General features: G+C 58.6%; 12 protein-coding genes. 4 read left to right on the forward strand and 8 right to left on the reverse strand.

Going from position 1 to position 14297, the window contains the following annotated elements:
- From glnL to glnA, 3 genes are all read right to left on the reverse strand, one after another.
- Positions 1-1056, reverse strand: a complete 1056-nt coding sequence (gene glnL, locus G5193_RS15485; RefSeq protein ID WP_005356202.1) for a nitrogen regulation protein NR(II) — start codon at positions 1054-1056, stop codon at positions 1-3.
- An 80-nt stretch (positions 1057-1136) separates the two neighbouring features.
- The gene (locus G5193_RS15490) at positions 1137-1718 is read right to left on the reverse strand and encodes a DUF4124 domain-containing protein (RefSeq protein ID WP_100647086.1); all 582 of its coding nucleotides are present in this window, start codon (positions 1716-1718) and stop codon (positions 1137-1139) included.
- Positions 1719-1833: 115 nt separating this feature from the next.
- Positions 1834-3243, reverse strand: coding sequence for a glutamate--ammonia ligase (gene glnA / locus G5193_RS15495; RefSeq protein ID WP_005339672.1), 1410 nt, complete (start codon positions 3241-3243; stop codon positions 1834-1836).
- Positions 3244-3594: 351 nt separating this feature from the next.
- Here glnA and typA point away from each other — a divergent pair, with 351 nt between their 5' ends.
- Positions 3595-5406 carry a translational GTPase TypA gene (gene typA, locus G5193_RS15500; protein ID WP_005339679.1) on the forward strand — a complete coding sequence of 604 codons (1812 nt, stop codon included), beginning with the start codon at positions 3595-3597 and terminating at the stop codon, positions 5404-5406.
- A gap of 239 nt (positions 5407-5645) precedes the next feature.
- Here typA and G5193_RS15505 read toward each other — a convergent pair whose 3' ends face one another.
- The 5 genes from G5193_RS15505 to def all read right to left on the reverse strand — a co-directional run bounded on the left by G5193_RS15505 (position 5646) and on the right by def (position 11471).
- A complete protein-coding gene (locus G5193_RS15505) occupies positions 5646-7088 on the reverse strand; it encodes a TrkH family potassium uptake protein (protein WP_421206315.1) in 1443 nt (480 codons plus the stop codon).
- 96 nt (positions 7089-7184) lie between these two features.
- The gene (gene trkA, locus G5193_RS15510; RefSeq protein WP_005339689.1) at positions 7185-8561 is read right to left on the reverse strand and encodes a Trk system potassium transporter TrkA; all 1377 of its coding nucleotides are present in this window, start codon (positions 8559-8561) and stop codon (positions 7185-7187) included.
- Between the two features lie 87 nt (positions 8562-8648).
- Positions 8649-9941, reverse strand: coding sequence for a 16S rRNA (cytosine(967)-C(5))-methyltransferase RsmB (gene rsmB, locus G5193_RS15515; RefSeq protein WP_421206317.1), 1293 nt, complete (start codon positions 9939-9941; stop codon positions 8649-8651).
- 60 nt (positions 9942-10001) lie between these two features.
- On the reverse strand, positions 10002-10946 hold the full coding sequence (gene fmt / locus G5193_RS15520) for a methionyl-tRNA formyltransferase (RefSeq protein WP_421206319.1): 945 nt from the start codon (positions 10944-10946) through the stop codon (positions 10002-10004).
- A gap of 12 nt (positions 10947-10958) precedes the next feature.
- Complete coding sequence (gene def, locus G5193_RS15525; protein WP_216952294.1) at positions 10959-11471, reverse strand: peptide deformylase; 513 nt, start codon at positions 11469-11471, stop codon at positions 10959-10961.
- A gap of 108 nt (positions 11472-11579) precedes the next feature.
- On the opposite strand from def, the gene G5193_RS15530 reads away from it, so the two are divergent.
- From G5193_RS15530 to G5193_RS15540, 3 genes are read left to right on the forward strand one after another with little or no spacing between them, the layout of a single operon-like run.
- Positions 11580-12674 (forward strand): LysM peptidoglycan-binding domain-containing protein, encoded by a 1095-nt coding sequence (locus tag G5193_RS15530; RefSeq protein WP_421206321.1) that lies wholly within the window; start codon positions 11580-11582, stop codon positions 12672-12674.
- Position 12675: 1 nt separating this feature from the next.
- Positions 12676-13791 carry a DNA-processing protein DprA gene (gene dprA, locus G5193_RS15535; protein ID WP_227341764.1) on the forward strand — a complete coding sequence of 372 codons (1116 nt, stop codon included), beginning with the start codon at positions 12676-12678 and terminating at the stop codon, positions 13789-13791.
- On the forward strand, positions 13784-14257 hold the full coding sequence (locus G5193_RS15540) for a DUF494 family protein (protein WP_227341765.1): 474 nt from the start codon (positions 13784-13786) through the stop codon (positions 14255-14257). The genes dprA and G5193_RS15540 overlap by 8 nt, the downstream gene beginning before the upstream one ends.
- Positions 14258-14297 lie beyond the last annotated feature (40 nt).

Consider the following 14297-nt stretch of genomic DNA (forward strand, 5'->3'; position numbering starts at 1 on the left):
TTACTTGCGAAGCGGTAGAAAAATGGTGAATTCGGTGTGACCCGGCCAGCTGATGCAGTCGATCCGCCCCTTGTGCTGGTCGATCAGGTTCTGGGCGATGGAGAGGCCGAGCCCGGTTCCCCCCTCCTTGCCGGTGATCATGGGGTAGAACAGGGTGTCGCGAATGGCATCGGGAATGCCGGGGCCGTTGTCGATGATCTTGATCTCCGCCGCCAGCCGGTAGCGCTGGCCGTGGATGGTGATCTGGAACGCGGTGCGGGTCTTGATACGGATAAGCCCGGTCTGATCGCCCAGTGCTTCGGCGGCGTTGCGCACTATGTTGAGAAACGCCTGCTGCAGCTGATCCGGCTCCATCTCGAATTCGGGGATGCTGGGATCGTAATCCCGCTCGATGCGAACAGAGGGAGGGAGTTCGAGCTCCACCAGTCGGCGTACCTGTTCCAGTACCGAATGGACATTGTGCATCTGGTGACGGCCGGGGCGCTGGGGGCCGAGCAGCCGATCGACCAGTACCCGCAGCCGATCGGCCTGTTCGATGATGATGCCGGTATATTCGCGCAGCGCCGGGTCGGGCAGCTCTTTTTGCAGCAGCTGGGCCGCGCCACGCAGGCCGCCGAGGGGATTCTTGATTTCGTGTGCCAGGCCGCGCACCAGCTCCTTGGCCGCCAGCTGCTGGGCATGTTGCTGCTGCTCCTGACTGATCTTCTTCTGCTGGTCGATCTTGCGCAGCTCCACGACCAGCAGACGCTGTTCGTGGTCGGCCATGGGGGTAGCGCTCAGCTCCACCAGTCGCGGTTCTCCCTCTACCACCAGAGTCACTTCGCTATCGGTAAAGCCTTGCCCTGAAACGAGGCACTGCTTGAGCCGTTGCAAATCGAGGGAGATATGTTCCAGCAGATGAGGCAGTTCGATGCCGATCAGCCGGCGTTCACTGAGGGAGAGCAGCTGTTCAGCCGCCGGGTTGACGAATTGGATGCAGAGCCGTTCATCCATCAGGATCACGGCGGTCAGCAAATTATCCAAGAGTGTTTTGGCGTTGTCCGAGCGGGTTGGCACAGGTTTCTCCCTAAAACGGTGCTACACACCTATTATGCACCGATATGGTGCATAGAGTTTACCCGCATCGGTGCGCTATATCACCCTTGGTTGGCTTTGGGGGTGGGTTTGGGAGCCGGAGTCACGGTCGCTCTATGCAGGTAAAAGGTGACTGGTGTAGATTTAGCAAGGATCGTACCGTCTTTGGCGAGCAGCTCGAGCTGAGCTTCGTGGGCACCGCGATCGACATTTTCGACCCGGATAGAGAGGCTGTTGCTGACGATGGGGGCTGCCTTGCCATCCAGAGTCAGGCGCACATCATACTGGGTTGGCGGTTTGGGGCTGATTTGACCCTGAAAGACGATATTGCCTGTGTTGTCGCGCAGGGTGCTGCCCTGTTCAGGGGAGAGCAGCTCGATCACCAGTTTGGCCGCCTCCTGCTCCTTCTTGGCATCGGCGCCAGTCAGGCTGTTGAAGTTGTCTACCTGTACCGAGCTGGGGGCGCTACCCAGCAGGGGAGCAGCCCGCAGATCCACCTCCTTTACGTTTTTGCCGGGAGGAGGGGCATCCGTGTAGTGGGTAATGCCATTGCCATCGACCCAGGAGTAGACCTTGGCCGCATGAGTACTGAATGAGGTCAGTAACAGGAGGGTAATTGCTCCTATGCCATGTATCTTGTTCATCCATCTCTCCTTGACGGTATCTTGCTTAATCCTATCAGAGAAAAAACCCGCCATCTGGCGGGTTTTGTCACGATTCGGCAAGCTGCCCCAATCTAAATGGGCTGTCTGCTGCGACTTAGACGGAGTAGTACAGTTCGAACTCCAGCGGGTGCGGGGTCATGCGAACACGGTCAACATCCTGCTGTTTCAGTTCCAGATAGGAGTTGATGAAGTCATCGCTGAACACGCCGCCACGGGTCAGGAACTCGCGGTCAGCATCCAGAGCTGCCAGGGCTTCGTCCAGAGAGCCAGCAACGGTCGGCACTTCTGCAGCCTCTTCCGGCGGCAGGTCGTACAAGTTCTTGTCCATGGCATCGCCCGGATGGATCTTGTTGATGATACCGTCCAGACCGGCCATCAGCTGGGCTGCGAAGGCCAGGTACGGGTTGGCAGCCGGATCCGGGAAGCGCACTTCGATACGACGAGCTTTCGGGCTCGGTACCACCGGGATACGGATGGAGGCAGAACGGTTGCGGGCAGAGTAGGCCAGCATGACCGGTGCTTCATAACCCGGAACCAGACGCTTGTAGGAGTTGGTGGTCGGGTTGGCGAAGGCGTTGATGGCCTTGGCGTGCTTGATGATACCGCCAATGTAGTGCAGCGCCATCTCGGACAGACCGCCATACAGGTCCCCGGCGAACAGGTTGACGCCGTTCTTGGCCAGAGACTGGTGGCAGTGCATGCCGGAGCCGTTGTCACCGAACATGGGTTTCGGCATGAAGGTGACGGTCTTGTTGTAGGCGTGGGCCACGTTGTGGATCACGTACTTCAGTACCTGTACTTCATCTGCTTTCAGCGTAAGAGTGTTGAAGCGGGTAGCGATCTCGTTCTGACCGGCAGTGGCCACTTCGTGGTGGTGAGCTTCAACGACCTGGCCCATCTCTTCCAGCACCAGACACATGGCGGCACGGATATCCTGGGAGGAGTCGACCGGTGCAACCGGGAAGTAACCGCCTTTCACGAACGGACGGTGACCCTTGTTGCCATGCTCATAGGCAGTGCCGGAGTTCCATGCGGCTTCTTCAGATTCGATTTTCACGAAGCTGTGGCCCATGGTGTTGGAGAAGGTGATGTTGTCGAACATGAAGAATTCCGGCTCCGGCCCGAACAGCACGGTGTCAGCGATGCCGCTGGACTTCAGGAAATCTTCTGCACGCTTGGCGATGGAGCGCGGATCGCGGTCGTAGCCCTGCATGGTGGCAGGCTCCAGTACGTCACAAACGATGTTCAGGGTGGTCTCTTCGGTGAACGGGTCCAGCTTGGCGGAGGCTGCGTCCGGCATCAGTACCATGTCGGATTCGTTGATGCCCTTCCAGCCGCCGATGGAGGAACCATCGAACATCTTGCCGTCTTCGAAGAAATCTTCATCAACCTGGTGAGCAGGGATGGATACATGCTGCTCTTTACCCTTGGTGTCGGTAAAGCGCAGATCAACAAACTTGACTTCGTGTTCCTGGATCAGGGCCAAAACGTTCTGGGCTGACATGCTAAGTAACCTCCGGTGTTAAAACTCTCTGGGTGAATGCGTCGTCGTATTCACATAAGCCAGTATCGTGCCAAGTTTGTGACAGCTTGATTTCAGGGCAATCTCGCTGAAGAGGCTCCCCAAAATCAGGCGATCTCGACTCGCGTTGCATCAATTTAGTGCGATGGCGGATCGTTTTGGTGCACTGTAATGGTGCGCGAAATACGGTCACCGCCCATCTAAGCAGGGTTTGTCAGAGAGGTCTATGATCCAGATCTGTTGTTATGCGCGAATGTACTGCAATTCTGCTAGGCAGATCACAAAGGCAAGAGTACAATTAGCGCCCAATTTTACCCGGTGATTGAGGCGAGAATGTTAGAGAATTTACGCAATATTGCGATTATTGCGCACGTTGACCACGGCAAAACGACTCTGGTTGATAAGCTGCTGCAGCAGTCCGGCACCCTGGACCGCTCCACGGAAGGCCAGGAACGGATCATGGACTCCAATGATCTGGAACGGGAACGTGGCATCACCATTCTCGCCAAGAACACTGCGATCCGCTGGAATGACTACCGCATCAACATCGTTGATACCCCGGGTCACGCCGACTTCGGTGGTGAAGTAGAGCGCGTACTGTCCATGGTTGACTCCGTGCTGCTGCTGGTTGACGCCGTAGACGGCCCGATGCCGCAAACCCGTTTCGTGACCCAGAAAGCGTTCGCTCAGGGTCTGAAGCCGATCGTGGTCATCAACAAGGTTGACCGTCCGGGTGCTCGTCCTGACTGGGTAATGGATCAGGTATTCGACCTGTTCGACAACCTGGGCGCGACTGACGAACAGCTGGATTTCAAAGTTGTTTACGCCTCTGCACTGAACGGTTGGGCCACCATGGATCAGGACGTCGAGTCCGAAAACATGGAGCCGCTGTTCCAGGCCATCGTTGACAACGTTGAAGCGCCGAAGGCTGATGCCGAAGGTGGTTTCCAGATGCAGATCTCCCAGCTGGACTACAACTCCTACGTGGGCGTTATCGGTATCGGCCGTATCACCCGTGGTCGCGTCAAGACCAACCAGCAAGTCACTATCGTTGGTGCTGACGGCAAGACCCGTAATGGTAAAGTCGGTCAGGTGCTCGGCTACCTGGGTCTGTCCCGTACTGAAGTTACCGACGCGCAAGCGGGTGACATCATCGCTATCACCGGTCTGGGCGAGCTGAAAATCTCCGACACCATCTGTGACAACGGTGCCGTTGAAGCCCTGCCGCCGCTCTCCGTTGACGAGCCGACCGTGAACATGACCTTCCAGGTCAACACTTCACCGTTCGCCGGTAAAGAGGGCAAGTTCGTGACCTCCCGCAACATTCTGGAGCGTCTGAACCAGGAGCTGGTCCACAACGTGGCCCTGCGCGTGGAAGAGACTGATGATCCGGACAAGTTCCGCGTATCCGGTCGTGGTGAACTGCACCTCTCCATCCTGATCGAAAACATGCGTCGCGAAGGTTACGAGCTGGCGGTATCCCGTCCGGAAGTAATCCTGCGTACTGTTGATGGTGTTCTGCAAGAACCGTTCGAAACTGTGACTGTGGACGTTGAAGAAGCGCACCAGGGTTCCGTGATGGAGCAACTGGGTCTGCGTAAAGGCGAAATGACCAACATGACCCCAGATGGCAAGGGTCGTGTCCGCCTGGACTTCATGATCCCGAGCCGTGGCCTGATCGGCTTCCAGACCGAGTTCATGACCATGACCTCAGGTACCGGTCTGCTCTACCACACCTTCGACCATTACGGTCCGCACAAGGGTGGCAGCATCGGCGAGCGTCAGAACGGCGTGCTGATCTCCAACGCAACCGGTAAGGCCCTGACCTACGCCCTGTTCGGTCTGCAAGACCGCGGTCGTCTGTTCATCGGTCACGCGACCGAAGTGTACGAAGGTCAGGTGATAGGTATCCACTCCCGTTCCAACGACCTGACTGTTAACTGCCTGAAAGGCAAACAGCTGACCAACATGCGTGCCTCCGGTACCGACGAAGCTCAGGTTCTGACTCCGCCGATCCGCATGACTCTGGAACAGGCTCTCGAGTTCATCGATAACGATGAACTGGTAGAAGTGACTCCGAAGAACATCCGTATCCGCAAGAAATTGCTGACCGAGCTGGATCGTAAGCGCTCTGGCCGTGGTTAATGCCATGTGCTGAGTCTCGGCAGCCCTCGCGGCCGCTGACGGCTCACTGATAAACGGACCCAAACCTCTGGTTTGGGTCCGTTTTTTTATGCTTGTGATCCGCTCTGGCCATGCCGATGAGGTCGTTCAGGCCACCGGTAATGGGGCTGATGAGCGTTGAGGGAAAGTCGTGGGGATGGACGAGATAAAAAAGCCGCAGCGGGTGAACGCTGCGGCTTTTTGCTTGCTTACGGTGAGCGTTACTGGCGCCAGAAGGAGGGGAAGAAGAGCACGGCGACCGTCAGGATCTCCAGTCGTCCCAGCAGCATGCCGAATGACAGCAGCCATTTGGCCGATTCCGGCAGGCTGGCAAAGTTGGTGCTGGGGCCGACCACCGGGCCCATGCCCGGGCCGACGTTGGCAACGGCGGTGATGGAGCTGGATATGGCTGTCAGGGGGTCAAGCCCGATGGCGCCCAGCAGTGCGGCTATCATCAGAATGATGGCGAAGTAGGCCAGCACGAAGGAGATCATTGAGCGGATGATGGCGTCATTGACTGTCCGGCCGTTGTACTTCTGGGGAAATACGCCGGAAGGGTGCATCAGTTGGCGCATCTGCTTCTTGAACAGGGCAAAGGCCACCTGTACCCGGAAGATCTTGAGGCCGCCCGCAGTGGAGCCAGAGCAGGCCCCAAGAGCCAGCAGCACGATGAAGACGATGCTGGCGAGCGGCCCCCAGGTGCCGAAGTCACCAAGACCATAGCCGGTGGTGGTGAGTACCGAGACGATGTTGAAGCAGCTGATGCGCAGGGCATCCCAGAAGCCGAACAGATCTCTCTCCCACAGATAGAAGGTCATGATGACTGTGACCCACACCACCAGCCAGAAGAAGCCGCGCACCTGGGCATCCTTGAGCAGGCTGTAGTCCCTGTGATTCAGGCTCTGCACATAGAGTAGAAAGGGCAGGCCGCCGAGGAACATGAACAGGGTGCCAATCCAGTGTGCCGAGTTGGAGAAGTGGGACATGGATTGATCGGAGGTGGAGTAGCCGCCGGTACTGAGGGTGGTCATGGCGTGGTTGATCGCCTCGAACATATTCATGCCGCTGGCCCAGTAGGCCATGAAGCAGAGCATGGAGAGCACCAGATAGACCACAACGATGTTGTTGGCGACCGTCTTGGCACGCGGGGCGCTTTTATCTGACCAGTCCGAGCTCTCGGTCTGGAACAGCTTCATGCCGCCGACGTTGAGATAGGGCAGTACGGCAACCGCCATCACGATAAAGCCGACCCCCCCCAGCCACTGTAGGATGGATCGCCACAACAGGATGCTGCGGGCCATGTTGTCGAGGCCGGATAGCACGGTAGAGCCCGTGGTGGTCACCCCCGACATGGTCTCGAAGTAGGCGTCGGTAAAGTTGATGTGGGTGATGAAGACAAAGGGCAGCGCCCCGAAGATACAGGCAACCACCCAGACCGAGGTGGTGAGCAGGAACATCTCCCGCACCCCCAGATGAAACTCCGCCTTGCGGCCGTAATGGAGGCAGAGCAGGGCGGCGCCGTGGGTGATCAGCACGGACTTGAGAAACTCGACAAATCCCTCTGACCCGGTGAGCAGTGCCAGCAAGGTGGGCAGCCACATGAAGAGCGCCAGCTTGGAGAGCACCAGCCCGAGGGTGAAGATAATGGGACGCAGTTTGATCATGTTCGATAACCTGGTCGTTGATTAACAAAAGACCCGGACCATCCCCTTGGAGGAGCTGAGCCGGGTCTGGTTTGACAGCCTGTGCGCATGAAGACGTTACAGGAAGAAGGGGCTTGGCTGGAACAGCCGCTCCACTTCCGGGATGTACTTCTTGTCCACCAGGAACATGACCACGTGGTCATCCTGCTGGATCTTGGTACGATCGTGGGCGATCAGCACCTCATCCCCGCGCACTACGGCACCGATAGTGGTACCCGGCGGCAGCTTGAGCTCGCCCACCGTCTTGCCGACCACCTTGGAGGTGTTCTCGTCACCGTGGGCAATTGCCTCGATCGCCTCGGCAGCGCCGCGGCGTAGGCTGTAGACGTTGGCGATATCGGCTCGGCGCACATGGGTCAGCAGGGCCGAGATGGTGGCCTGTTGGGGCGAGATGGCGATATCGATGGAGCCACCCTGCACCAGATCCACGTAAGCGCCGCGCTGGATCAGCACCATGGTCTTCTTGGCACCCATCTTCTTGGCGAGCAGCGCCGACATGATGTTGGCCTCATCCTCGTTGGTCACGGCGATGAAGACGTCGATTTGGTCGATGTGCTCCTCTGCCAGCAGCTCCTGATCCGCCGCATCGCCGCAGAAGACGATGGTGTTCTCCAGCAGTTCGGAGAGCTGCTCCGCCCGCTTCTGGTTGCGCTCGATGAGCTTGACGCTGTAGCGCTTCTCCAGCTGGCGGGCGAGACCCGCGCCGATGTTGCCACCACCGACGATCATGATGCGGCGGTAGGGGCTCTCGAGGCGCTGCAGCTCAGACATCACGGCACGGATATGGCCCGCGGCGGCGACGAAGAAGACCTCGTCATCCGCTTCGATGATGGTGGTACCTTGCGGGCGGATCGGGCGGCCCTGACGGAAGATGGCCGCTACCCGGGTCTCGATGTTGGGCATGTGCTCGCGCAGGGTGGAGAGGGCGTTACCTACCAGCGGGCCACCGTAGTAGGCCTTGACCGCCACGAGACCGACGCGGCCACCAGCGAAATCAACCACTTGCAGGGCACCCGGATACTCGATCAGGCGACGAACATAGTCGGTCACCAGCTGCTCCGGCGCGATCAGGTGATCCACCGGCACCGATTCCGGCAGGAACAGGCGATCCCGTTCGGTCAGATAGGCTGGTGAGCGGATCCGCGCCACCTTGTTCGGGGTGTTGAACAGGGAGTAGGCCACCTGACAGGCGATCATGTTGGTCTCGTCACTGTTGGTGACGGCGACCAGCATGTCGGCATCCTGAGCCCCCGCTTCGCGCAGCACCTTGGGGTGGGCGCCGTGCCCGTTGACTACCCGCAGGTCAAACTTGTCCTGCAGTTCGCGCAGGCGCTCGCTGTCGGTGTCGACGATGGTGATGTCGTTGTTCTCCCCGGCCAGGTTCTCGGCCAGGGTGCCGCCGACTTGGCCGGCTCCCAAAATGATGATTTTCATAGGGAACGTCTACTCACGTTGAGGCAGTAAAGGGGAGCGCCAGAACGGAGCTGGCGGCTCTCCCGAATGAGGTTTGTCATGCCCGGCTCAGAGCTTGACCAGTTTGGCGTAGTAGAAGCCATCCATCTCGGCTTCACCCGGCAGGAACTGGCGGCCCGGGCAGTCCGGGGTGTCATGTTCGTGCAGCGGTACCAATTTGGCATCTTTGGTCGCGGCAAGGAAGGCACGGATCTGTTCGCGGTTCTCTTCCGGCAGGACGGAGCAGGTAGCGTAGAGCAGGGTGCCACCGCTTTTCAGCTTGCCCCAGAGGGCATTGAGAATACGGCGCTGCAGCTCGGCCAGCTCGCGGATGTCCTGATCACGGCGCAACCACTTGATGTCGGGATGGCGACGGATGACGCCGGTGGCGGAGCAGGGGGCATCCAGCAGGATGCGGTCGAACTGACCCTCCGGCCACCACTGTTCCGGTGCCGCGGCATCGCCATGGATCACCTTGGCGGTGAGGCCGATGCGGTCCAGGTTCTCCTGCACTCGCTTGAGGCGGTTTTCGTCGGCATCGACGGCGACCACGCCAGCCAGCTTGGGCTGACGCTCCAGCAGGTGGGCAGTCTTGCCACCGGGTGCCGCGCAGGCATCCAGTACCCACTCACCCGGTTGTGGGTCGAGCAGTGCCGCGGCCTGTTGTGCGGCACCATCCTGTACCGAGCAGTCACCGACCTCGAAGCCGGGCAGCTTGGTCACATCGCAAGGTCGCTCCAGCAGGATGCAATCCTCGCCCTCTTCACCGGCCACGGCATTGATGCCGACTTCAGCCATGCGAGCCAGCATGGCATCGCGGCTCTGGCGCTGGCTGTTGTTGCGGATCCACATGGGAGGGCGTTGGTTGTTCGCCTCCATGATGAATTCCCACTCATCGTGATAGGCCTGACGCAGGCGCTTGGTGAGCCACTCCGGATGACCGAGGCGAATGCTGGGAACGCGGTCGATGCGCAGCAGAATGACTTCGGCGCTGCGCTGGAAGTTGCGCAGCACGCCGTTGATGAGGCCACGCAGTGAGGTGCCTTTGAGCAGTTTGACGGCGTTGACGGTCTCGGCCACCGCGGCGTGAGCCGGAATGCGGGTGTAGATGAGCTGATAGAGACCGACCAGGATGAGGTAGTGGAAAATGCGGCTCTTGTTCTTGAGCGGCTTGTCCATCATCTCGTTGACTGCCGCATCGAGGCGGGGCAGCCAGCGCAGGGTGCCGTAGCAGAGTTCTTGCAGGAGAGCACGATCGCGAGGCGCGACCTTCTCCTGGGCAGCAGGCAGAACAGCGGAGAGGGATTGACCCTGATCCAGCACCTGTTGAATAACGAGAGCGGCCTGTGCACGTGTTTTCATAGAGTTACCTTAGATGCGCAAGTCGGGGCCTGGGCCCCGCTTGTGTCAATTCAATCCAGTTCAATTCAATTGCGTGCCGGGTTCAAACCAGTCGCGGCGAGAGTTGAGCAGATCCGAAACGGACATCGCCTTCTTGCCGGGCGGTTGCAGGGTCAGCAGGCGCAGCACACCCTTGCCGGTGGCGATATCGATCCCCTGCTTGTCGGCCTTGAGCAGGGTACCGGCACTCTGGCCGTGTTCGTGCTCGATGACCTCGGCCTGCCACACCTTGATGGTCTGGCCGGCGACCTCGCACCAACTGATGGGCCAGGGATTGAAGGCGCGGATGCAGCGCTCGATGGCAACAGCCTCCATCGACCAGTCGATGCGGGCCTCTTCCTTGGAGAGCTTTTCGGCGTAGTTGGCCAGCGCATCATCTTGCGCCTCGGCAGCGGTTTCACCGGCAGCCATGGCATCGATGGTGTCGACCAGCGCCTGCGGACCCAGCTCTGCCAGCTTGTCATAGAGGCTGGCAGAGGTCTCGTCGGCGGCGATGGGGCAGCTTACCTTGCGGATCATGGCGCCGGTATCCAGCCCCACATCCATCTGCATGATGGTGACGCCGGTTTCGCTATCGCCCGCCCAGATTGAGCGCTGGATCGGTGCCGCGCCACGCCAGCGGGGCAGCAGGGAGCCATGCACATTGATGCAGCCCAGACGCGGGGTATCGAGTACCGCCTTGGGCAGGATCAGGCCATAGGCCACCACGACCATCAGGTCTGCGCCAAGGGCGGCCAGTTCGGCTTGCGCCTCTTCCTTGCGCAGGGTAGCGGGCTGGTAAACCGGCAGGTTGTGGGCCAGTGCCAGCTCTTTGACCGGGCTGGCGGTGAGCTTCTGGCCACGGCCGGCGGGCTTGTCGGGCTGGGTATAAACGGCAACGACCTCGTGGTCGGAAGACAACAACGCCGCCAGGTGACGGGCGGCGAAGTCGGGAGTACCGGCAAAAATCAGTTTCAGCTTATTCAATGGGGCAGATCCTCAGAGGACTTTGCGATCTTCACGGGCCATCTTTTCCAGCTTCTGGCGAATGCGCTGGCGCTTGAGCGGGGACAGGTAATCCACGAACAACTTGCCCATCAGGTGGTCCATCTCGTGCTGGATACAGATGGCGAGCAGGTCGTCCGCTTCCAGCTCGAACGGTTTGCCGTGGCGATCCAGAGCGCGGATCTTGATCTGCTCAGCGCGCGGTACCAGAGCGCGGCTGCCAGGCACGGAGAGACAACCCTCTTCAATGCCGGTGCTGCCACACTGGGAGATCACTTCCGGATTGATCAATACCAGAGGATCTTCACGGTTTTCAGAGACATCGATCACTATGATGCGTTGATGAATATCCACCTGCGTTGCGGCCAGGCCAATGCCTTCCTCCGCATACATGGTTTCGAACATATCATCTACAATTTGTTGTAACTCGGGTGTAAAGGTCTCGACAGGGGCTGCGATAGTACGCAGACGCTCATCGGGAAAACGCAATACATCTAGAATGGCCATAGTTTTTTCTTTAGTTTCGTATAAATGCAGTCAATATTGGCGTAATTCTAGTCATTTACGCCGACAAAAAACAGCAACACTTTGCGCGCAGAGGTAACAGGGAGTGTTATGTATCTGAAGCAAACCATCCTCACCTGCCTGCTGGTGACCATGAGCCAAGCTGCTCTGGCCGATCAGCTGAGGTTGAAAGCGGGTTATCCCGAAAGCTATGTAGTGCAAAAAGGCGATACCCTGTGGGATATCTCCGGCAAATATCTCTCTGAGCCATGGCTGTGGCCCCGGCTCTGGAACATCAATCCACAGATTGCCAATCCGCACTGGATCTACCCAGGGGACGTGCTGCACCTGAGCTGGGTCAATGGTGAGCCCCGGCTGGGCAAAGCGATGCAGGGGGACAAACAGGTCATCCGTCTCGGCCCGAAAACCCGTTATGAGAGCAAGGCAAATCCTATCCCTACTCTGCCCTTCAGCGAGATAGGTCCCTTTTTGCAGACGGACCATATTTTGGCCGACAGTCAGCAGCAGAAAATGCTGCCCTATTTGCTGGGTTCAGACGAAAAGCACATTGGAATGCTTGAGGGGGACACCCTCTATGTGCAGGGAGCTCTGATACCGGGCAAGATGTATGGCATCTATCATCCCGGGGTGGTCTACAAGGATCGCGAGACAGGTGAGCTTTTGGGTCAGGAGGCCATCTTTGCAGGCGTGGTGCGTGCGGTAGCGCTGCTGGATGGTGATCGGACCGAAGTTACTCTCACCCACAACCAGCGTGAAGTATTGCAGGGTGACAAGATTATGGAGCTGCCCCCTCAGGAGAACATGCCTGCGGTTTTCATGCCCAAGGCTGCCCCGGCGATTGCCCCTGGCTACATCATCGACTTGCCGAGCAAAGCCAGGGGAGGGGGCAAGTTTGATGTGGTCTTGATTAACAAAGGCGCTCGGGATCAACTCTCCGCGGGCGATGTGCTCGATGTTCGGCGTCCGGGGGCTGCGCTGGTCACCAAGAATGGTGCAGTGAAATACAAGGAGTTCTCCTCTGTCTACGACAAGGTGTTCTACAGTAGTGGCAACCAGAAGGCACCACTGCCCTCTGAAGCGATTGCCCGCGTCATGTTGTTCAAGGTGTATGACAAGCTGAGTTATGGCCTCATCATGCAGAGCAAGGACATGGTGAGCTCGGGTTATCAGGTCACTCACTTCTGACGTGAACTACCCCGATGAGCGCTTGGCGCTCTGGTTAACCCTCAATGCGGTTACCGGAATCGGCCCTGTAACCGCAGTTCGGCTGCTGGAGCAGATCGGCGGTTCGATTGATGCCCTGTTTCAGAGCGATGAAACACAGCTGCACGGTATGGGGCTGTCGTCAGAGCAGATCAAACAACTGCGCTGGCCCTCGCCGGTTGTTGAGCAGAGTCTGGCTTGGGCCGCGTTACCTGGCAATCTCCTTATTCCGCAAGATCACCCTGTTTATCCGCCCTTGTTGCGTGAAATTCCCGCGGCCCCCCTGTTGCTCTACTGCCGTGGCGATCTTGAAGCGCTGTCGCTACCCCAGCTGGCGATGGTGGGGACACGTCATCCCACCTATGCAGGCAAAGATAACGCGTCCCGTCTCTGTAGCGAACTGGTTAGATGCGGGTTCGCCATCACCTCGGGCCTTGCGCTCGGTATCGATGGTGTTTGCCATCAGCAGGCGCTGGCTTGTGGTGGTATCACCCTTGCCGTGTTGGGCTCCGGGCTGGATTGCCTCTACCCCAAACGCCATCAGGGACTGGCAGGTCAGATTCTGGAGAAAGGTGGTTTGCTTATCTCCGAGCTGGCGCCGGATAAAGGGCCGCTGGCTGAACATTTTCCTCGTCGCAACCGTATTATCAGTGGTCTGTCGTTGGGAACTCTGGTGGTGGAGGCGACCGAGCAGAGTGGTTCGCTGATCACCGCTCGCTATGCACTGGAGCAGGGGCGCGAAGTGTTTGCGGTACCCGGCGCCCCGCAAAACGCCCAGGCGATAGGGTGCAACAGATTAATTCAGCAGGGGGCCAAACTTGTGCTGAGTGCGGCCGATATAGTGGAAGAGTTGCCAGAGTGGTTCGCACGGCCAGATCCGTCGGCCATACCATCTGAGCAACAGCATAATAGCGAATTGCCTTATGCTGATTTGTTGGATAACGTAGATTACGAGACCACGAGCGTGGATACCGTTGCCGAGCGGACCCAGCTTCCTGTCGAAGTGGTATTGGGCAGGTTGGTAGAGCTGGAGTTGGTCGGTGCAGTGATGGCGGTAGCCGGTGGATACGTCAGAGCGAGGAGGGCGAATCATGTTTGATGTATTGATGTACCTTTTCGAGACCTACATCCACAGCGATGCAGATGTGATGGTCGAGCAGAATGAACTCACCGACGAGTTGAGCCGAGCCGGTTTTGACAAGGAAGAGATCGACAAGGCGCTCGACTGGTTGGAGCGACTTGCCAATCTGCATGATAGCGAGCGGGAGGTCTATGTGGCCGCCAGCGCGCAAGGCTCGATGCGTATCTATGCCCCGCAAGAGCTGGCACGCCTCAGCACCGAGTGCCGCGGCTTCCTGCTATTTCTGGAACAGGCCCAGGTACTGAATGCCGAAACCCGCGAGATCTGTATCGAGCGTCTGCTCGAGTTGGACAAACCGGATATCGAGCTGGATGACCTGAAGTGGGTCGTCATGATGGTGCTGTTCAACGTACCGGGCAGTGAAAATGCCTACCAGCAGATGGAAGAGCTGGTGTTTGATGAGTCAGACGGCGTCATTCACTGACAGTCCGGTGCCGCGCTGGTAGAATTCAGGCCATCTGGAT

This window comes from Aeromonas sp. 601027 (genome assembly GCF_049174455.1).
In the GTDB taxonomy this organism is placed as follows: domain Bacteria; phylum Pseudomonadota; class Gammaproteobacteria; order Enterobacterales; family Aeromonadaceae; genus Aeromonas; species Aeromonas veronii_A.